Source organism: Shewanella sp. Isolate11, assembly GCF_022398315.1.
Classification (GTDB): Bacteria; Pseudomonadota; Gammaproteobacteria; order Enterobacterales; family Shewanellaceae; genus Shewanella.
The window spans coordinates 258,342-277,576 of sequence record NZ_JAKEVF010000002.1; the positions used below are offsets into that span (position 1 = coordinate 258,342).

Sequence of the window (19,235 nt, forward strand, 5' to 3'; positions counted from 1 at the left end):
TACACTCCTGCCAAATGATTAACGGCTAGTTCGATGGCCGTAGGCGCGAGGTTTGACATAATAATCGATAAATGGCGCACACAGGTTGGCTAATAAAATTGCAAAGGCAAAGGCATCAGGATAACCACCGAAAGTACGGATAACATAGACAAGAATCCCGATAAGAGCGCCAAAAATCAACCTGCCTTTAACGCTGGTTGCCGCAGTTACTGGATCGGTAGCGATAAAGAAGGCGGCTAACATGGTCGCGCCAGAAAACAGGTGTAGCAAAGGCCCAGTATGGGTATCGGGACTTAACATATAACCTAAACTAGCGCAGACAAATAGGCTCAATAACACTGCAATGCTAATGTGCCAGCGAATTAGCTTGAGTTTGAGCATAACAAGGCCACCAGCGAGATAGGCAATATTAATCCACAGCCAGCCAATACCAAAACCGTCAGAGAAACTGTTTTTGGTTAATGCTTCATCGATAGTTAGTCCTGTGGCTAAGCTAGTCTTAATCGCATCAAGAGGAGTTGCCATCGTCACACCATCGAATCCGGCGCGGTAAGCTAAAATAGCTTCGGGGCTGGCACCTTGGAATATGACGCTAAGGCTGGCAACTAGTCCTAGTTCGTTGAGGGCGCCGCCAGCTGGGGCAACCCAAGTAGTCATTTGCACAGGGAAGGAGATCAGCAGCATCACGTAAGCCGCCATCGCCGGATTGAAAATATTGTTTCCTAAACCGCCATAAAGCTGCTTGACCACTAAAATGGCAAACAAGGTACCGATAACCACTATCCACCAAGGTGCCAATGCTGGCACTGCCACACCGATTAATAAACCGGTCAGCGCTGCACTATTATCACTTAAAGTGGCTTTAATCGGGCGTTGGCGCAGTTTTAAGACACATGCTTCGGTTAATATGGCGAGGCTTATGCCCATCAAAACTTGAATGAGTGCGCCAGCACCGAAGAAATAACACTGTGCGATGACGCCCGGCAGGGTGCATAAGATCACTTTTAGCATCACGCGGTTGGTTTGCGCGCTGCTGTTTAAGTGAGGTGAAGAGGCTAATTTAAATGCCATTAGTGATCCTTCTGCTCATCGGCTTTGGCTTGTTTTTTTGCTTTAGCTTTTGCCACTGCTGCGGCAATTTTGGCTTTTTTGAGTTCAGCCGCAGATAAAGTTGCTTCAGATAAATTGTTGTTGGTGACTTCGTTAGCCTGTTCAGATTGAGCTTCAACTTGAGCATCGGCTTCAGCCTGTTGCTTCGAGGCTTCTAATGGTTCTGCATCTTCGCTAGTTGCAGCCGCCACATTTGCGTTTGCCGCCAGTTTCTTCGCTTTGGCTTTTGCTACGGCCGCGGCAATCTTGGCTTTTTTTGCTTCAACAGGATCTAAGCTATTTGTTTTATGTTCAGTTGTCGCTTTGCTTTCTGTTACTGCTTTGTGCCCAGTTAAAGCTTTGCTTTCTGTTAGAGCTTCAGGAGTATCAGTAGCGCTGCTATCTTGATTGTCTGCTTGTGCCTTTAGTGCTGCTTTTTTGGCTTTTGCTCTGGCAACGGCCGCGGCGACTTTTTCGGCTTGCGACATTGGAGCATCAATGGATGTTTTATCTGTGCGGCTCACACTGTTTTTGTCGGAAACTTTATCTGCACTTGGCTCAGTATCAACTGTATCTTCAGCTTGCGCAGCCTGTTGAGCGGCTTTCTTAGCTTTGGCTCTGGCAATGGCTGCCGCTACTTTATCCGATTGAGAAACCGTTGCGCTTTGATTACTATCGGATTTTTGTGCTTTGGCAGTTTCTATTTGATTCGTTTTAACTTCGCTTGCTGCTAAGTCATCAGTTTGCTGCGCTTTCTTGGCTTTTATACGTGCCATGGCCGCCGCAACGACATCTTTGTCATTACCTGACATTGTGGTTTGTCTTCTGGCCGCTGCTTGTTTGGCTTTCTCTTCTCGGGCTCGCTTTTCCTCTTCGAGGCGCAAGGTGCGAGAGTCGAATCGTTGTTTAGCAAGTTCGGCTTGTTTCTTTTCTTCAGCTTCAACTCTTAATGCAGATTTGGCTACTCGATAATATTCGACGAGGGGAATATCGCTAGGACAAACATAACTGCAGCAACCACATTCGATACAATCGCGTAAGTTGTAGTTAGCGGCTTTATCATATTCTTCAGCCTTAGCATGCCAAAAGAGTTGCTGTGGCAACAGTTGAGCAGGGCAGGCAACGGCACATTCGCCGCAGCGGATACAAGGCTTTTCAGCAGGAGTCGTAACTTCTGCTTGCGTCGGGGTTAATACACAGTTACTGCCTTTGAGTAGTGGCGCACGTGTATCTGGCAGCATGTAACCCATCATTGGGCCGCCGATAATAACAGGCTCAGCGGTATTACCTTGGTATTGAACTTGCTCAAGCAGATGCTCGATTGGGGTTCCGATCGGCACCCAATAATTTCCAGGCTTATTGATGTTGCTACCGGTTAAAGTCACGACTCGCTCTATGAGTGGTGCGTTGCAGTACACGGCTTGCTCTATGCTATATGCCGTCCCCACATTCTGCACCAAGATGCCTAAGTGCGCGGGAATCGAACCGGAAGGGACTTCTTGCCCGGTTAAAATTTGGATTAATTGCTTCTCACCACCAGAGGGGTAAAGTGTCGGAATACTGGTAACCCGCGCTGAACGAGACGGTAGGGTACTGCGGTTTAATGCATGGCTCATCTGTTCGATGGCTTGGGGCTTGTTATCCTCAATGGCGATAATGATCCGCTTTGGATTGAGCAAGCGATGGATAATTTCGATGCCGCGCATGATCTCATCGCTGTATTCCTGCATCAGACGGTCGTCAGAAGTGATATAGGGTTCACACTCAACGCCGTTGATGATCAGCAGCTCAATATCACTGACGGGTTTTAGCTTGATATGTGTCGGAAATGCGGCGCCACCAAGACCGGCGATCCCCGCTTGTTGTACACGAGAAATGATCTCATCGGCAGACATCACATTAACTTCATCACGATTTAAGGCTGGATGAATTGTGTCAACTACTCGCTGTTGATGATCATTTTTGATGATACAGCTTAAGACAGGTAAACCCGATGCGTGATTACTCGGTTGCAGCGCTATGGCGTCAATTGTGCCAGAAACGGGAGAGTGTACCGGAAGGTGGCGGAAACCGTCTCCTGTGGTTAATGGTTGACCCAGAGCCACGCTATCGCCCACTTGTACCGCTAAGGTGCAACTTTCACCTACTTGCGGGATCGGAACAATATACTGATCTGCCAAGGGCAGTCTGCTGATACTGGTTTGGCTCGATTGGGTTTTAAACTCAGGTGGATGAATCCCCCCAGAGATAGGCCAAAGTGTTCCTTTATCAATCTGCTCCAATAAAGTTAACACTATGACTCCTCACTTACGTTCATCACTGGAATGGCGTTGAGTTTCCAATTCCATGTTTGTACTGTTTGTTCTACGGGTAACATATCAATGCAATCAACAGGGCAAGGTTCGACACAAAGGTCACAGCCGGTGCAGTAATCGGTAATGACAGTATGCATCTGTTTCCCTGTGCCTAAAATGGCATCTACAGGACAGGCTTGAATACACTTAGTGCAACCAATACATTCAGCTTCACGAATATATGCCACTTTCTTAATCTGAGTATCTTCCGTCGCCGTTAATGGTTCAGGTTCGACGCCCATTAACTCGGCGAGCTTCTCCATGGTAGCGGTGCCGCCAGGAGGGCATTTGTTAATCTTATCACCGCTAGCGATTGCTTCGGCGTAAGGGCGGCAACCGGGATATCCACACTGACCACATTGGGTTTGAGGTAACAAGGCTTCTGCTTGGTCGGCAACGGGATCGCCTTCCACTTTAAATTTTTGGGCAGCAAAACCAAGTAGCGCACCAAAAACAAGCGCTAATAAGCCCAGCAGTAGCACTGCAATAACAATGTCGAACATGGTTAACTTACCAAACCTGTAAAGCCCATAAATGCGAGTGACATGAGTCCTGCGGTGATCATTGCGATGGCTCCGCCTTTAAAAGGTTGCGGTACATCGGCAGCAGCGAGTCGCTCACGCATGGCTGAAAAGAGAATTAACACCAGAGAGAAACCCACTGCAGCGCCAAAGCCATAAATGGCTGACTCGATGAAGTTATGCTGCTCGTTAACATTGAGTAATGCCACACCTAATACGGCACAGTTGGTGGTGATGAGGGGTAAATATATTCCTAAGGCACGATGTAAAGAGGCGCTGGTTTTTTGCACTAGCATTTCGGTAAATTGGACAACAACTGCGATAACCAAAATAAAGGCCATGGTTCTTAAATAACCGAGCGCGAAAGGTTGCAGCAGATAGTTATCGACCAGATAGCTTAAAATGGAGGCGAGCGTGAGCACAAAGGTTGTCGCCATGGACATACCGATCGCCGATTCTAATTTGCTCGAGACGCCCATGAAGGGACACAGCCCAAGAAATTTGACTAATACAAAATTATTGACCAGCACTGTGCCGATCAAAAGCAGGAGATATTCACTCATCTCAAAGGGTATCTATATCTAATTTAACGGCTATTATCGACCTTTAAGCATCGATAAACAACACATAGAACATAAGGATTAATTCAATTTACACTTAAGTGGCTGAGGTTTGCTCATCTTGAGCCGAAATTAATTTTGGCTTCGCAATATAGAAACCTTGCATTCCATCCACTAGCAATTTTTCCAAGGTCAATTTTTCTTCCTGACGTTCGACACTGGTTGCGATGACTTTTACCGATTGCTTACGAGCGACATCGACAAACATTTTCACAAAAAACAGGTTGTTGTCATTAATGTTGATCCCTTGAGTATAACTAGCATCGAGCTTGATGAAGTCGGGACGTACCTCTTTAAAAAACTTAAATGAGGTAAAGCCAGTGCCGAAGCGCTCAACAGAGACCCTAGCACCAACGCCGTGCATCTCTCTGACAAATTTATGGGATAAGCTGAGGTTAGATTGCATACCGGCTTCATTAATTTCTAAGATGATTCGAGAAGCAATTTGAGGCTGCTTAACGAACAGGTCTTTAATCCAAGCGACAAAGTGTGGTTGAGTAATGGAAGAGGCGCTGATGTTGATCCCAAAAGACCCTTTAAGCAGAGTATTGTTGAGCAGTAATCTAAAGCAACTGAGAATAATTACTTTATCCAGCTCGATACTTAGGCCGTGGCGTTCAGCCATCGCGATAACCGTGGCGGTGGGCAGGAATTTACCTTCACTACTATAAAAGCGTGCAAGTAGCTCGCGATAGACCTTTTCTGCTCCTCGGCAGGGAAGAATATCTTGTGCATCGAATTTGAGAGCTTTGCGTTTAATGATCTCTTCGATTGCAGGTTTCCAATGCTCATCTCCGAATAACTCATCATTATTAAGCTTTTCTTGAATATGGTAGCTATTGGGCCCTTTAGTCTGTGCAATACTGACTGCAGCATCGCCAAGGTAAATAAGAGATAAGGCTTCTGTACCACTTTGATAGGGCACCAGTCCAACATAAGCGACGGCTTCGGCATCAATAGTCTGTTGAAACTGATCAAATTTAAGCTTTATCTCTTTCAGTAAAGGTAGAGCATCCTTAAGCATGATATTGGGAATAAATACCGCAAAATCGGCACTGGATATCCGAAAGTATTCCACCTTCTTGATACCTATGAGGCTCTCTCGAATACAGGTTGCGACACCGGCAAGATAGCTATCGCCTGCGACTCGCCCTTGAGATTGGTTGATATGAGTTAGTTCTGTGGCTTTGATGGTTGCCATGACGCCAAAGTCGCTTTTTTCGACTTTAGAAAGGTAGTCTAGTTTTTCGGTAAATTTACTGCGGGTGCTGAAAAGTGTTACCGGATCTTGATAAGCCTCGCGGTTGAGCTTCTCATTACTTTTCAATATGGCATCAAACTTATCGTTGAGTTGGCTACGGCAGCGATCGAGTGCACGACCTAGAGGTTTTAATTCCCCTTTGAATTTTGATTGAGCCAAAGCATCAAATTTTAATTCTGCCAAGGTGTTGAGATAATCACTGCTGTATTTGATGGCACGATTAAATCGTGCCATCAACAGACTAAAAACGATGGCAATGATTAAGTAAAGCGACCAGATTGAACTTAGATAACTGATGAAATTAGTTTTGGCTCGGTTACTGATTTCGGCGTCACTGAGTCTAATCTGCAAGCGCCCCTCGGTTAGCGTTTTAATATCACTGATATCTTGGGTAAATAGCCCTTGTATTGTATCTGCGATAACGGGATTGATTTGACCTTGGGTATGGTTAAGGGCGCCGTCTTGGTTATGGATATATTGAAAGAAATAGAATGGGTATTGCTGATGTAATTGCTGGTAAAGCGAGTGCCCATCGACGGGGAGTGGCTTTTGCCAAAGTGGATCCTGTCGATATTGAGAAAGCAGCTGATTAGCTTCGGTTGAGGTGATGTCTAGTTCACTCTTAAAGTTGATTAGCGAGAGACTAGCAAAAATAATCAACAGGATAAGATGAAAGGTTTTCGAAATGCTCATAAATCGAAAGCGTCCTCAACAGTCAGTAAAATAAACAATTTTTATTTAATTGCAGGACAGTCTAACTGAATATGGATTAAAGCGAAATTATAAAATGATTGACAGGTCAGTGAGAAGACATTGGCTCCCCAGACTGGACTTGAACCAGTGACATACGGATTAACAGTCCGCCGTTCTACCGACTGAACTACTGGGGAATATAATGTAGGATATTGGAATAATTTGAAGTGGCTCCCCAGACTGGACTTGAACCAGTGACATACGGATTAACAGTCCGCCGTTCTACCGACTGAACTACTGGGGAATCGAAACTTCAAATTGAGACAGCAAATAAGTGGCTCCCCAGACTGGACTTGAACCAGTGACATACGGATTAACAGTCCGCCGTTCTACCGACTGAACTACAGGGGAATCGTACTTACTCATTGTCTTGATAAAATTGGCTCCCCAGACTGGACTTGAACCAGTGACATACGGATTAACAGTCCGCCGTTCTACCGACTGAACTACTGGGGAATCGATTTTATCTTAAGTGTTTATTTTCATATACACTTTTATCTTCACTTCTAAATTACTTTGGCTCCCCAGACTGGACTTGAACCAGTGACATACGGATTAACAGTCCGCCGTTCTACCGACTGAACTACTGGGGAACAATAAAGCAACTCGTCATTGAAGACGGAGCGCATATTAAAGCGCTCTTACACATGAGTCAACTCAGGTTAGGAAAAAAAGTGTAATTATGCTGTTAAGTGCTCATCTAATGTGCATCGTGATCACTTACTGTGCATTTTGCTGTTTGTTACATCAGCTTTTATATAGCAGGAGATGAAGATAATGCATATTGTTGGCAATAGCTTACTTGGTCTGGCAAAAAACGAAATGTAGTAAAATTACCTCTGGAGTTACAACATAGGATTTGGGGGTAATATCGCCTAAAGCCACGAATTCTCTATGGTTGCATGAGTTATCCACTAAATCTGTGGATAAACCTGTGGGCTAGAATGAAAACAAGCTGTCAAAGCCTGATGGCTAGGGGCTTGAGGTTAAAATGGCAACTAAACGCTCCATTATTTTTAATGGATAAAAATCAATGATTTAAAAAAATCAACACCTAGATTGAATTAAATAGTAGTACGTTACGAATTTGTAATAGATTTATTCAACCTGCTTGTGTATTAAACTGCCTGATTGCGCGGGATTTAGCCAAATTGTATCAATTTTTGGCGATATTCAGCCCTGTATTAAAGTTTCATTGCAAGCAGATTAAATTCCAATGAATAGATGCGAAATTAGTACAATTTATTTGTTTTGATCAAATCACTGATGAACTGGAATGATAATTGGATAAAGCAGCGAGGTAGATTATGATACAGGCCTACTGTTTTTAGGAGTGTCACATTGGCTGAGTCGTCGTTTCAACTGGTTTCCCACTATCAACCCGCGGGAGATCAGCCTAGCGCAATTAATCAACTAATTGATGGAATCCAAGCTGGCTTGGCGTGTCAGACATTATTAGGGGTCACTGGCTCTGGTAAAACCTTCACCGTCGCGAATGTGATTAAACAGCTGCAGAGACCGACGATTATCATGGCGCCGAATAAAACATTAGCTGCACAGCTTTATGGTGAGATGAAAGAGTTTTTTCCCCATAACGCGGTTGAGTATTTTGTCTCCTACTACGATTATTACCAGCCTGAAGCCTATGTTCCTTCCACCAATACCTTTATTGAAAAAGATGCTTCGGTGAATGCGCATATCGAACAGATGCGACTTTCTGCGACTAAGGCGTTGTTAGAGCGTAAAGATGTGGTGCTGATCGCTTCAGTGTCAGCCATTTATGGTCTTGGCGATCCCGACTCCTACATGAAAATGTTACTGCATCTGCGCCAAGGCGATTTGATGGGCCAAAGAGAGATCTTATTGCGACTCAGTGAGCTGCAATATACCCGCAATGATATTGAGCTTTCTCGAGGGACATTTAGGGTACGTGGCGAGGTTATTGATATTTTCCCTGCTGACTCAGATAAAAACGCCATTCGAATTGAGCTGTTTGACGAGGAGATTGAGCGCCTAAGTTTATTTGATCCATTAACCGGGCATATCTTACAGCGTATTGCTCGCACGACTGTTTATCCTAAAACTCACTATGTCACACCACGTGAGAAGATCATGGCGGCGACCGAAGAGATCAAACAGGAATTGAGAGAACGTAAACAGTACCTGCTCGATAATAATAAGCTAATTGAAGCGCAGCGGATCGGCGAGCGTGTTCAGTACGATATCGAGATGATGACCGAGTTGGGCTATTGTTCTGGCATTGAAAACTATTCTCGTTATCTGTCGGGACGTCGTCCAGGAGAAGGCCCGCCAACGCTTTTGGACTATCTGCCTGCCGATGGATTATTGATCATCGATGAGTCACATGTGACGGTGCCACAAATCGGCGCCATGTATAAAGGTGACCGCTCTCGGAAAATGAACTTGGTTGAATACGGCTTCCGTCTGCCGTCGGCGCTGGATAATCGCCCACTTAAATTTGAAGAATTCGAATCTTTAATGCCACAAACAGTGTTTGTCTCAGCCACTCCAGCTCAATATGAATTAGATAAGAGCGATGGCGAAATAGCCGAGCAAGTGGTGAGACCGACTGGTTTACTTGATCCCGAAATAGAAGTGCGTCCTGTGGCTATTCAGGTGGATGACTTGCTTTCTGAAGTGGGCAAGCGAGTGGCGGTTAATGAACGGGTATTGGTAACGACGTTAACCAAGCGTATGGCCGAAGACTTAACCGAATATCTGGATGAGCATGGCGTTAAAGTGCGTTATCTGCATTCAGATATTGATACGGTAGAGCGGGTTGAGATAATTCGCGATCTACGTCTGGGTGTATTCGATGTGTTGATCGGCATTAACTTATTACGTGAGGGGCTCGATATGCCAGAAGTCTCTCTGGTGTGTATCTTAGATGCTGATAAAGAGGGCTTTTTACGTTCTGAACGCTCACTTATTCAGACCATTGGTCGTGCGGCGCGTAACGTCAACGGTAAAGTGATCTTGTATGGCGATAAGATCACTAAATCGATGAAGAAGGCGATCGATGAAACTGACCGGCGTCGTGAAAAACAACATGAGTACAACTTAGCTAACGGCATAACACCTAAAGGGTTATCTAAGAAGATCACCGATGTGATGGATGTCGGTGAACACAATGAGCATACCGCTAAAGTCTTGCCTCAATATCAAAAAGTGGCCGAAGCTAAAGTAAAATATCAAGCGACTGATGCAGCGAGTTTAAGTCACCAAATTGATGAACTTGAAAAGCGTATGCATCAGCATGCTAGAGATCTTGAGTTTGAGCAGGCGGCGGCATTACGGGATCAAGTTGCCCAGCTTCGAGAAGCACTGATTAAAGCTTAAATGATTAATGCGCCTCAGGTATCGAGGCGCAGTTGACCATCAGGTTGAGCGGCGAACGAATCTTAATAGCACAAATAAGAAAATACCGCTGATCACGCCAACAAGGTGTGATTCAGTGGCAACGCGAGCGCCTATCAATTGAGTGACTTGATCGGTAGCGCCATACAGTTGCTCATAGACGACCTTAGCGCAAACACCGACAAACAACAGATAACCTGAACGCACCTTTTTTTGAATATCTTTTAAGGCACCATAGGTAAATAAGCCATGTAGCAAACCGCTTAAACCCACATAGCCGCCAAGGGTTGGAAACAGTAGATAAAGACCAATGCCTTGCAGCAGCGCCAGCGACAGAAAAATCCCTAAGAAATTACTCGCTCTATAATGCATCTCATGCAGGAAAGCGATCACCCATAACCCTGCTAGGTTCATTAATAGATGCCAATGATTGGTGTGCAGTAGGTTTCCTGTGATTAAGCGCCACCACTGGCCACCGGTTATGGCTGAGCGGCGAAAGGCAAGTTGCGGTTCAAGGTGTAGAAAATAAAGCAGGGTACAGATAATCGTCACAATAAGTACGACGAGATATGGCTTACTGCTGTTTTTTAAATGACTTAACATTGCTGATTAAGCTCATCCATGATGCGAGTTTGATTATCTAAGTATTCTTGTAAGCCCTGATTTCTAAGAATACAGGCAGGGCAAGTACCGCAACCCGTTCCCTTGATACCGTTGTAGCAAGTTAAGGTTTCATCTCTAACTAAAGCCAAACTTTGATATTTATCGGCTAATGCCCATGTTTGTGCCTTATTCAGCCACATCAAAGGGGTTTTAATATTAAGCTGGCGATCCATACCTTGCTCTAATGCCGATTGCATGGCTTTGATAAATTGATCGCGGCAATCAGGATAGCCAGAAAAGTCGGTCTCGCAAACGCCTGTGATCACTGTGTCGGCACCAATTTGATAGGCGTATATTCCGGCCAAGGTTAAAAACAGAATGTTTCGACCGGGGACAAAGGTATTGGGTAAGCCGTTATCCATTAGCTCGGTAGATACTTCGATAGCATCACGAGTCAGTGCTGAAATAGCCAGTTCATTTAATACAGTGACATCGAGGACTTTATGGCTGACAACGCCCAACTGTTGAGCCAATGACTTAGCTATCTCGATCTCTTGACGATGACGTTGTCCATAATCGAAAGTGATAGCATGAACTTCATCATATTGAGTGAGTGCTTGAATAAGACAAGTGGTGGAGTCTTGACCACCACTAAAAACGACAACGGCTTTTGACATAAACTTTTATCATGTACTGAATTTGGCATTAGTTTAACTGACAGGTAAGGGCTTGCCAATTTTCTTAAGTGGATAGCTAATGGTTAGGAGTTAGGGCGTCAAACGGTGGTTTTACTTGCTTGTCACAGCAAAATCTTCTATAAAAGCCGACCCACAGCGATGAGGTAGATATGAAGTATCCCGTTAATGAAGTATTTGAGACGATCCAAGGCGAAGGGTTGTTTACAGGTGTCCCAGCCATTTTTGTCCGCCTTCAGGGATGTCCAGTAGGGTGTTCTTGGTGTGATACTAAACATACTTGGGAAACTTTAAGCCAAAATCGTGTTGATGCAGATTTAGTGATCCAAGTTGACGGTGAAATAGGACGTTGGGCAGAGTTAACCGCACAGCAATTGATCGATCAGCTCGTGGCTCAAGGCTTTACTGCGGAACATATCGTGATCACTGGCGGTGAGCCCTGTATGTATGATCTAACTGAACTCACCAGTACGTTATTTGATGCAGGTTACCGATGCCAAATAGAAACCAGTGGCACCTTTGAGGTGAAATGTCATTCACAAACTTGGGTGACGGTATCGCCAAAGATCAATATGAAAGGCGGTTATCCTGTCTTACCTCAAGCACTAAATTGTGCCAATGAGATAAAGCATCCAGTTGCTAAACAGTCTCATATTGACGAGTTAGATCTACTGCTTAAAGATATTGATATCAGCAATAAAACTATCTGCTTACAACCCATCAGTCAGAAGGCGAGAGCGACAGAGCTGGCAATGAAAGTGTGTATTGAACGTAATTGGCGCTTATCGATCCAGACTCATAAATATCTTAATATCGATTAGAGAGCAGATTAAAAAAGCCGCGAGTCATTTCTGACTGCGGCTTAGAGCACTTTTCTTATATCTTCCCGTTATATTGTCAATACTTGAATCACGCCAAAATGTTACCCATTGCTAATATAGGTTAACGACAGGGTCATTACTTTAGTCTAGTCGACCTGTTTGATTAAACTCTGTCAACTTTTGCTGATATTGACTGATATCGCCAATATTGTGCTCAACCCACTGCGCATCATAATAAGTATCTAAGTAACGTTCGCCGCCATCACAGAGCAAGGTGACAATTGAACCCTGTTGATTGGCATCTTGCATCTGTGTGGCTAGCTGTAATGCGCCATAAAGGTTAGTTCCAGTTGAAGGACCCGCTTTACGTCCAATGAGTTGCTCAAGCCAATAAATGGTGGCTATCGATGCCGCATCCTCAATTTTAACCATATGATCGACCACACCGGGAATAAATGAGGGTTCGACGCGTGGCCGGCCAATACCTTCAATCTTACTGCCATTTTCGCAAGTCAGTTTTGGGTCTCGGCTGTGGTAATAGTCGAAAAAAACAGAGTTTTCTGGGTCGACAGCGCACAGTTTGGTAGTTTCACGTTGGTAGCGAATATAGCGGCCAATGGTCGCCGATGTACCGCCAGTACCAGGACTCATCACAATCCAGGTAGGAATAGGAAAAGGCTCACGTTGCATCTGCTCAAAAATCGAGTTGGCAATATTGTTATTACCGCGCCAATCGGTAGCGCGCTCAGCATAGGTAAACTGATCCATATAATGGCCAGATAGCTCATCGGCCAGTCGCTGTGATTCAGCATAAATTTGGCATGAGTGATCGACGAAATGACAGCGACCGCCATAAAACTCAATTTGTTCAATTTTTCGTTTGGCAGTGGTTTTGGGCATTACCGCAATAAAGGGTAAGCCGAGCAGACGGGCAAAATAAGCCTCCGATACTGCTGTACTACCTGAAGAAGATTCTATTATGGGGGTATCTTGATTTATCCAACCGTTACATAAACCATAAAGAAATAGTGAGCGGGCTAAACGATGTTTAAGGCTGCCAGTGGGGTGAGTACTTTCATCTTTTAAATAAATATCGACCGAAGTTAAGCAAGGAATATCTAATTTAATCAGGTGAGTATCTGCGCTTCGTTGAAAATCCGCTTCAATTTTGTCTATGGCTTGATTAACCCAAGTACTTTCCATTACATCTCCATTATAAATCGATGATTATTGATTCATCGTGTTCAATATAGCTTTTGGTTATGGATTATAACGATAAACCGGGTTAGGCAATAGGTTTAAATGAGCAAGCGTTAAACTATTACCGACTAGCATCAGCAATAGGTCTAGTTACAGTAATTAGGTCGAGAATGTTGCAATAGAAATCAGATTTTATACAGATAGCATGTAACAGGTTTAATGAGATTTGATTAAGCAGAATTGAGTAAATAAAACAGATGAATATAAACAGAAATAGTAAAAGCGCTATTTCAGAATAATGGAGGGAGGTTAGTATTAAACAGATGGAGGCTAAAGTGGTGGAGGGAGAAGGATTCGAACCTTCGAAGGCGGAGCCGTCAGATTTACAGTCTGATCCCTTTGGCCACTCGGGAACCCCTCCACATAACTTCTTTAGCCAGACACAAAATGATTTGAGATACGATGGTGGAGGGAGAAGGATTCGAACCTTCGAAGGCGGAGCCGTCAGATTTACAGTCTGATCCCTTTGGCCACTCGGGAACCCCTCCGGATATCTCGTTATCAAATTGTGCGCAAATGGTGGAGGGAGAAGGATTCGAACCTTCGAAGGCGGAGCCGTCAGATTTACAGTCTGATCCCTTTGGCCACTCGGGAACCCCTCCTCAATTGCGGCGGCAATAGTAGACACAATCGTAGCTTGTGTAAAGGGCATAATTAAAATTAATGCTAAAGAAGTGAATCAAGCGGTCGATAAATTTACAACTACCCGTTTTATTGTCGTTTATTTATGCAAAGCAATCAGTTGTTAATCAATGAAGTCAGTTTAGGCTCCAGACTTAATCTTGCTGTCAGCTCAGACAGGCGAGGGGAGTTTGGCTTGCTCTTGGCTATGCTTTCAAGCGACATGCGCGATATGGCGCAATTTCATTTACAAGGGCATAAGCCTGATGCTGAGCAAAAGCTTAGAGACCATTTTGAGCTACCAGCCGCGCAAACATTAATAGCCGATATGGGGGCTAAGGATGAAGTAGTCGATAACAGCATGACATTTCATCAACAAGGTCTTAGTGGGTTTCATTTACAGCAATATTTAACCCCCGAGGCGTTAGTGACAAGGGGTGAGTTAAGTAGCGATTTAACCCAAGTGTTAGATAACTGTGATGTATTTACTCAAGCTCGACACAATCAATCACGATCGATACCGGTAAAACTTGATCAACATCTGCATTTTGCTGAACAACTGCTGGCTCAGAGAAGAATGGCAGAGATTTTAGTCTGATTATAAGCTGTAATATAAAAGGTGATAAGATGGCTCCCATTCAATATTCAGCGTCAACCGACGGTGGTTCTATAGGGCGAAGGTAATGAAAAGTATTAAGAAAGCTCAATCGGATTTAGTGAATGATACTTGTAATGACTGTGGTAGTTACGCTGATATCGGTGCTGTTATTGACGAGCACGATACCTTATTAGTCATTGAAAAATATGGTTCAGAGGCAAACGCGCAAATTGAAGCTTTAAAGCAAGCCGCCATTGTGCGATTTGCTGAAGTCAAAATGCAGGTTGAACCTATAGATAATGGATTGCGTTTATCACTCATTTTTGCATTCAGTGCCGAGAAGATGATTTTTCAATTACACCATAATTTATGAGTGTGGTCGTTTACATATTGCATTAACATTATTTTGTCTTATAGAATCGTAACTTATCGTTTTTATAATAAAAATAATTATTCAGTCACCTATTAGTGACTTTTTCTAGGTAGTGATTTTTCAACTATCTGTTGTAGGGATATATGGTTAAGCGCAAATATCAGCAACTGCTTGAGTCCATAGTGAACTCAATCGAAAAGCAGCAAGGCAAGTTCAAAGAGACTGCTCATTTAGCTGTTCAATTGCTTGCCGAGCACTTGGCTGTCGATAATGTCGGTGTTTGTGTTTTTTCAATCGACAATAATCATATTGAACCTCTCGCCTATACTGGCAAGGCTAATCATATTCTTCGCTTCGCCCCGCAGTTTTGCCCCCGTTACCTCAATGAATTGAAACAACACCGTATTATTGATGCGCTTGATGTGGCAACAGATAGCAGAGTTAGCATTTTTTATGATGATTATTTCAGCCTAAAACATGTGAGTAGCACCTTAGATATCGCCATTCGGATCAACGGTCACCTCGAAGGGGTATTGTTTCTGGAGTCAGAACAGCCACGAGTGTGGCTAGAAAGTGAAATGAATTTCGCAGCGCAAGTTGCCGATCAACTGGCGCTGACATTAGCGACACAAAGAGCCTACGAAACTGATGAGCGTTTAGCGCTGTTTCATAATGCCATTGAATACTCAGAACAAGTGTTAATGGTGGTCAATTTGACATCGGATGTTATTGAATATGCTAATGGTGCTTATCAATCGGTATCCGGTGTGGCGGTAAAAAGTATTTTGGGTCACCCCATTACTAAGCTTAATTTTTTCAAGAAAGAGCCAGAGCAGGCGTTAGCTATTTTAGATAGAGTCAAAGCGGGCTTGATGGCAAAAGGTGACATTCTGATGGCTCGTGAAGATGGTAGCCAATATTGGTTACGTTACTCCGCGAAACCTTTTACCACTTCTCGTGGCAATGATTATGCGCTGGTGATGGCAGTGGATTGCTCTGAAGAACGTCAGCATCAACAAGAGTTAGAACAGCTGGCGTGGCACTGCACCTTAACGGGTCTTTATAATCGTCGTTTTTTCAATCAGAAGTTAGAGCGCCGAACCCGAGGACATTTGATATTAATCGATATGATGGGCTTTAAACGTTTTAACGATACTTATGGTCATGAGAAAGGCGATAAGCTATTGATTGAAGTTGCCCGTCGTTTAAATCATTTTGCCAGTATCAATCATATTGAGTTTATTGCTCGTGTTGGCAGCGATGAGTTTGCCTTGATGATTGATACCAGTGCCGTTGAAGTATTGATAGAGCCTTTGGTCAAGCGTTTATATAGTCAATTAATGCAGCCCGTTAAAATTGCTCGTGAAACATTTGACATTAAACCCGCGATCTCTGTGGTGGGTATTGACTCTTTAGAAAAGATGTATTCGCCATTAACCTGTGCAGATATTGCTTTACAATATGCCAAGAAGAAGCAGGGTGATGCGATTCAAGTGTTCAACAATGCGCTGTTAAATAATTTTAAAGAGGGATCGCAAATAGAGCGAGACTTACAAAGTGCATTAAAAAATCGTGAATTTGAACTTTATTATCAACCGTTAAAAGATCTTCAGTCGCAGCAATATGTTGCCGCAGAGGCATTAATCCGCTGGCATCACCCGAAAAAGGGCGTACTTTATCCAGGTGCTTTTATCGACATAGCTGAACAATCTGGTTTAATTAATGCCATCGGTGAGTGGGTACTCGAAGCAGCTTGTAAACAGCTTCATCTCTGGCAGCGACATAAGATCGAAATCGCCATGCATGTGAACGTGGCTGCACAGCAGTTTTTCAGCACCAACCTTTATGATCAAGTGTGGCAGTTTATGACTCGCTATCAGATCAAACCACAAACCCTAATTCTAGAAATCACTGAAACCGAGCTGATGGAAGATATCGTCTATGCCACCAAACTTTGTAAAGAATTAGCGGAGTTGGGTGTCGGTTTAGCCATCGATGACTTTGGAACTGGCTACAGTTCCATGCGTTATTTGAAGCAATTCCCGATATCAAAATTAAAAATAGACAGGTCGTTTATTTCTGATTTAGGGATTAGCCATGAAAGCCGTGAAATTGTCAGTGCGATCATCGCCATGGCGAAAGCATTGAATATTTCATTAACGGCTGAAGGGGTTGAAACCGAGGAGCAGGAGCAATTTCTTACCCAGCTTCATTGTCATCATGCTCAAGGATTTCTGTATAGCCCAGCGCTTAGAGAAGCCGAATTTAGCCTATTTATTAAGACCAACGCGTCATTGCCTCAACTCAATTCAAGTTTAAACAGCACTGCTTAAATTTTTTACCACTATGACAAAAACAGGCATCGTTGCGTTTAGGGTAACAAGGGGGAAGTTGTTCGCCCGTGGTGTAATACCAGCGGCCATCCTCGTGGACGAATTGTGAGATCTCATGGATAGCATCTAGTCCGTTTTCATTGTACCAAGCATGAAACTCTACACTGCCCGTGTCACCATTTATGCTGCTGTTGTTAACATTCAATGCAAGCCATTGCGTATGATTATCTTTATCTAAGATGGCCGCAGTAAGCCCGTTTAAATACGTTTTGTGGTGAGTTGCAATAAGATAATCATGCAGCTTCAACACAAACGCACTGTAACGGCTGCGCATCAACTGTTCAGGCGTTTGAGGGAGATTGCCCAGGTGATAAGGCTGACAGCAAACCTCATATTGCAGACGTTGCTGTTGTTGACGCTGACCACAAGGGCATAATTGTACTGTATTCATTTTACAGGTTATTCACTTTGAACAGGTGCAAACTGGCTGCCGTAATATAAGTTAGGTGAGGGCTTTGCTTTGAAGTAAAACGTCGGCTCAGAGCGATTACTGGTATCAACCCTCAAATGCCATTGGCCTTCGCTGTCTTTATTTGCCACGTTAACAAATTTTCCGGCAAATTCACTCATGGGTTCTTCAGTATCTTTCGCTGGATAAAATCGTACTAGATAATAACCAACATCAGTGGCGCTTTGGCTATCGAACTGGCGTTCGATCACTCGAAAATCTACTTCAATAGTGGCTTTTTTATGTTTAATTTTACCAAAAAACTTACTGTAGAGGGCGACAATGTTCTCTCGCCCCATAGTGATCTCTTTACCTTGCTGTTCAGGAATATAACAGGCATCGATGGCATAGACCTGTTCAAAAACAGAAGCATCCAGCTGCTTAAAAGCTAATGAAAACTGAGTGTAAAGATGATTTAAGGCTTCGTTGTCCTTGCTGTGATCTGCGGCCATTGTTGGAAAACAGATGAAAGCGATGACGCCGATAAACAGGTATTGAGTCAATTTCATGTAATGATTTAGTTTTACTAATTTGAGGTCACTATAATCGAAGGCATTTTAATGGGAAAGGTTTAGTTCTTAACAAAGTGTGTATCAAGCCATAAGGCTGCCATGCATAATTTACAGCTAGCTCGAAAAGGTTTTCCTATTGTTTAAAAAGCCAGCGAATGGATAACAAGCTGAGTTGTATGACTTGTATTGTGTCACCTTGCTGGTAATAATTTTATGTCTAATCAATGTCGCCAATGTTTGGCGAGATGTTGATTTCTGACAATTTCGATAGCTTATTAACTTGCTTGAAATGCCTAATTAGGGAGATACGAATGACGGATGATGAATCTAATTTATTTCGTGCTTCTATGAGTGATGTGATCCCACTTCATGGTGAAAAGTCAGCCTGTACAGTGACAACTTCTGTGTCATCGGCGCAGCAGTACCGCTTCAAACAAACTCAACGACGCACGTTATTGGCAGATTTGACTGTGGACATACAGCAAGTCGAAGCCATTTTACCTGAAGCCGTGATTGATTATCGCTGTGAAGGGGTTCAAGGCTCGGTATTTAGATTGTTCAAGCAAGGGCAATACCCAATGCAGGCGACGTTAGATCTTCGTGGCTTGACGGTTCAGCATGCCAGAGAAGCCTTAGTCGATTATATTGACATCTGTATTAAACAAAACTTTCGCAATGTGTTGGTTATCCATGGTACAGGTGTACATAACAAACCCATTCCGGCATTAATAAAGTCCTTTTTGGCCCATTGGCTGCAGCATATTGAAACCGTAAAGGCTTATCACAGTGCTATAAAGTCATTGGGCGGGAATGGTGCGTTAATGCTGATGTTAGCAAAATCAGAACAAGCCAAAGCAGATACTCGAGAGTTGACCCGTAAAGGAGCCAATATTCGTTAATTCAAGATTGTCATTAATTATTCTGCTGATAAATTT

At 43.6% G+C, this 19,235-nt stretch carries 16 protein-coding genes and 8 tRNA genes; 6 read left to right on the plus strand and 18 right to left on the minus strand.

Going from position 1 to position 19,235, the window contains the following annotated elements:
• Window positions 1-18: 18 nt before the first annotated feature.
• The 10 genes from rsxD to L1D21_RS06415 all read right to left on the minus strand — a co-directional run bounded on the left by rsxD (window position 19) and on the right by L1D21_RS06415 (window position 7,191).
• Window positions 19-1,071 carry an electron transport complex subunit RsxD gene (gene rsxD / locus L1D21_RS06370; RefSeq protein ID WP_239844415.1) on the minus strand — a complete coding sequence of 351 codons (1,053 nt, stop codon included), beginning with the start codon at window positions 1,069-1,071 and terminating at the stop codon, window positions 19-21.
• Window positions 1,071-3,383 carry an electron transport complex subunit RsxC gene (gene rsxC / locus L1D21_RS06375; protein WP_239844416.1) on the minus strand — a complete coding sequence of 771 codons (2,313 nt, stop codon included), beginning with the start codon at window positions 3,381-3,383 and terminating at the stop codon, window positions 1,071-1,073. Before rsxC ends, rsxD begins: the two co-directional genes overlap by 1 nt.
• Window positions 3,383-3,946, minus strand: a complete 564-nt coding sequence (gene rsxB, locus L1D21_RS06380; RefSeq protein ID WP_239844417.1) for an electron transport complex subunit RsxB — start codon at window positions 3,944-3,946, stop codon at window positions 3,383-3,385. The genes rsxC and rsxB overlap by 1 nt, the downstream gene beginning before the upstream one ends.
• 2 nt (window positions 3,947-3,948) lie before the next feature.
• The gene (rsxA, locus tag L1D21_RS06385) at window positions 3,949-4,527 is read right to left on the minus strand and encodes an electron transport complex subunit RsxA (protein ID WP_239844418.1); all 579 of its coding nucleotides are present in this window, start codon (window positions 4,525-4,527) and stop codon (window positions 3,949-3,951) included.
• Window positions 4,528-4,621: 94 nt separating this feature from the next.
• Complete coding sequence (locus L1D21_RS06390; RefSeq protein ID WP_239844419.1) at window positions 4,622-6,538, minus strand: EAL domain-containing protein; 1,917 nt, start codon at window positions 6,536-6,538, stop codon at window positions 4,622-4,624.
• Window positions 6,539-6,659: 121 nt separating this feature from the next.
• Window positions 6,660-6,735, minus strand: a tRNA-Asn gene (locus L1D21_RS06395).
• A 31-nt stretch (window positions 6,736-6,766) separates the two neighbouring features.
• Window positions 6,767-6,842, minus strand: a tRNA-Asn gene (locus L1D21_RS06400).
• A 31-nt stretch (window positions 6,843-6,873) separates the two neighbouring features.
• A tRNA-Asn gene (locus L1D21_RS06405) sits at window positions 6,874-6,949 on the minus strand.
• Between the two features lie 29 nt (window positions 6,950-6,978).
• Window positions 6,979-7,054: transfer RNA gene (locus L1D21_RS06410), tRNA-Asn, on the minus strand.
• Window positions 7,055-7,115: 61 nt separating this feature from the next.
• Window positions 7,116-7,191: transfer RNA gene (locus tag L1D21_RS06415), tRNA-Asn, on the minus strand.
• Window positions 7,192-7,939: 748 nt separating this feature from the next.
• Between L1D21_RS06415 and uvrB the strand changes: the two genes are divergently transcribed.
• The gene (uvrB, locus tag L1D21_RS06420; RefSeq protein ID WP_239844420.1) at window positions 7,940-9,958 is read left to right on the plus strand and encodes an excinuclease ABC subunit UvrB; all 2,019 of its coding nucleotides are present in this window, start codon (window positions 7,940-7,942) and stop codon (window positions 9,956-9,958) included.
• A gap of 39 nt (window positions 9,959-9,997) precedes the next feature.
• Here the strand turns inward: uvrB and rrtA are convergent, their stop codons facing one another.
• Complete coding sequence (rrtA, locus tag L1D21_RS06425; protein ID WP_239844421.1) at window positions 9,998-10,579, minus strand: rhombosortase; 582 nt, start codon at window positions 10,577-10,579, stop codon at window positions 9,998-10,000.
• On the minus strand, window positions 10,573-11,256 hold the full coding sequence (gene queC / locus L1D21_RS06430) for a 7-cyano-7-deazaguanine synthase QueC (protein WP_239844422.1): 684 nt from the start codon (window positions 11,254-11,256) through the stop codon (window positions 10,573-10,575). Before queC ends, rrtA begins: the two co-directional genes overlap by 7 nt.
• Window positions 11,257-11,426: 170 nt before the next feature.
• On the opposite strand from queC, the gene queE reads away from it, so the two are divergent.
• Window positions 11,427-12,095, plus strand: a complete 669-nt coding sequence (gene queE / locus L1D21_RS06435; RefSeq protein ID WP_239844423.1) for a 7-carboxy-7-deazaguanine synthase QueE — start codon at window positions 11,427-11,429, stop codon at window positions 12,093-12,095.
• Between the two features lie 141 nt (window positions 12,096-12,236).
• On the opposite strand, the gene L1D21_RS06440 is transcribed toward queE, so the two are convergent.
• From L1D21_RS06440 to L1D21_RS06455, 4 genes are all read right to left on the minus strand, one after another.
• A complete protein-coding gene (locus tag L1D21_RS06440; RefSeq protein ID WP_239844424.1) occupies window positions 12,237-13,298 on the minus strand; it encodes a PLP-dependent cysteine synthase family protein in 1,062 nt (353 codons plus the stop codon).
• Between the two features lie 333 nt (window positions 13,299-13,631).
• Window positions 13,632-13,716, minus strand: a tRNA-Tyr gene (locus L1D21_RS06445).
• Window positions 13,717-13,758: 42 nt separating this feature from the next.
• A tRNA-Tyr gene (locus L1D21_RS06450) sits at window positions 13,759-13,843 on the minus strand.
• Between the two features lie 29 nt (window positions 13,844-13,872).
• Window positions 13,873-13,957, minus strand: a tRNA-Tyr gene (locus L1D21_RS06455).
• 125 nt (window positions 13,958-14,082) lie between these two features.
• Here L1D21_RS06455 and L1D21_RS06460 point away from each other — a divergent pair.
• The 3 genes from L1D21_RS06460 (at window position 14,083) to L1D21_RS06470 (ending at window position 17,280) form a co-directional block, all read left to right on the plus strand.
• Complete coding sequence (locus tag L1D21_RS06460) at window positions 14,083-14,574, plus strand: VC2046/SO_2500 family protein (protein ID WP_239844425.1); 492 nt, start codon at window positions 14,083-14,085, stop codon at window positions 14,572-14,574.
• 85 nt (window positions 14,575-14,659) lie between these two features.
• Window positions 14,660-14,947 carry a DUF406 family protein gene (locus L1D21_RS06465; RefSeq protein WP_239844426.1) on the plus strand — a complete coding sequence of 96 codons (288 nt, stop codon included), beginning with the start codon at window positions 14,660-14,662 and terminating at the stop codon, window positions 14,945-14,947.
• Between the two features lie 143 nt (window positions 14,948-15,090).
• A complete protein-coding gene (locus tag L1D21_RS06470) occupies window positions 15,091-17,280 on the plus strand; it encodes an EAL domain-containing protein (protein WP_239844427.1) in 2,190 nt (729 codons plus the stop codon).
• Here L1D21_RS06470 and L1D21_RS06475 read toward each other — a convergent pair.
• Both L1D21_RS06475 and L1D21_RS06480 read right to left on the minus strand, forming a co-directional pair.
• Window positions 17,252-17,731 carry a YchJ family metal-binding protein gene (locus tag L1D21_RS06475; protein WP_239844428.1) on the minus strand — a complete coding sequence of 160 codons (480 nt, stop codon included), beginning with the start codon at window positions 17,729-17,731 and terminating at the stop codon, window positions 17,252-17,254. The genes L1D21_RS06470 and L1D21_RS06475 overlap by 29 nt on opposite strands.
• Window positions 17,732-17,739: 8 nt before the next feature.
• Window positions 17,740-18,297 carry a DUF4440 domain-containing protein gene (locus L1D21_RS06480; protein ID WP_239844429.1) on the minus strand — a complete coding sequence of 186 codons (558 nt, stop codon included), beginning with the start codon at window positions 18,295-18,297 and terminating at the stop codon, window positions 17,740-17,742.
• Between the two features lie 314 nt (window positions 18,298-18,611).
• On the opposite strand from L1D21_RS06480, the gene smrA reads away from it, so the two are divergent.
• Complete coding sequence (smrA, locus tag L1D21_RS06485) at window positions 18,612-19,199, plus strand: DNA endonuclease SmrA (protein ID WP_239844430.1); 588 nt, start codon at window positions 18,612-18,614, stop codon at window positions 19,197-19,199.
• Window positions 19,200-19,235: the final 36 nt, after the last annotated feature.

Coding starts and splice junctions, on each gene's coding strand:
- rsxD (WP_239844415.1), bottom strand. CDS start 1,071: ATGGCATTTAAATTAGCCTCTTCACCTCACTTAAACAGCAGCGCGCAA.
- rsxB (WP_239844417.1), bottom strand. CDS start 3,946: ATGTTCGACATTGTTATTGCAGTGCTACTGCTGGGCTTATTAGCGCTT.
- rsxA (WP_239844418.1), bottom strand. CDS start 4,527: ATGAGTGAATATCTCCTGCTTTTGATCGGCACAGTGCTGGTCAATAAT.
- L1D21_RS06390 (WP_239844419.1), bottom strand. CDS start 6,538: ATGAGCATTTCGAAAACCTTTCATCTTATCCTGTTGATTATTTTTGCT.
- rrtA (WP_239844421.1), bottom strand. CDS start 10,579: ATGTTAAGTCATTTAAAAAACAGCAGTAAGCCATATCTCGTCGTACTT.
- queC (WP_239844422.1), bottom strand. CDS start 11,256: ATGTCAAAAGCCGTTGTCGTTTTTAGTGGTGGTCAAGACTCCACCACT.
- queE (WP_239844423.1), top strand. CDS start 11,427: ATGAAGTATCCCGTTAATGAAGTATTTGAGACGATCCAAGGCGAAGGG.
- L1D21_RS06440 (WP_239844424.1), bottom strand. CDS start 13,298: ATGGAAAGTACTTGGGTTAATCAAGCCATAGACAAAATTGAAGCGGAT.
- L1D21_RS06460 (WP_239844425.1), top strand. CDS start 14,083: ATGCAAAGCAATCAGTTGTTAATCAATGAAGTCAGTTTAGGCTCCAGA.
- L1D21_RS06465 (WP_239844426.1), top strand. CDS start 14,660: ATGAAAAGTATTAAGAAAGCTCAATCGGATTTAGTGAATGATACTTGT.
- L1D21_RS06470 (WP_239844427.1), top strand. CDS start 15,091: ATGGTTAAGCGCAAATATCAGCAACTGCTTGAGTCCATAGTGAACTCA.
- L1D21_RS06475 (WP_239844428.1), bottom strand. CDS start 17,731: ATGAATACAGTACAATTATGCCCTTGTGGTCAGCGTCAACAACAGCAA.
- L1D21_RS06480 (WP_239844429.1), bottom strand. CDS start 18,297: ATGAAATTGACTCAATACCTGTTTATCGGCGTCATCGCTTTCATCTGT.
- smrA (WP_239844430.1), top strand. CDS start 18,612: ATGACGGATGATGAATCTAATTTATTTCGTGCTTCTATGAGTGATGTG.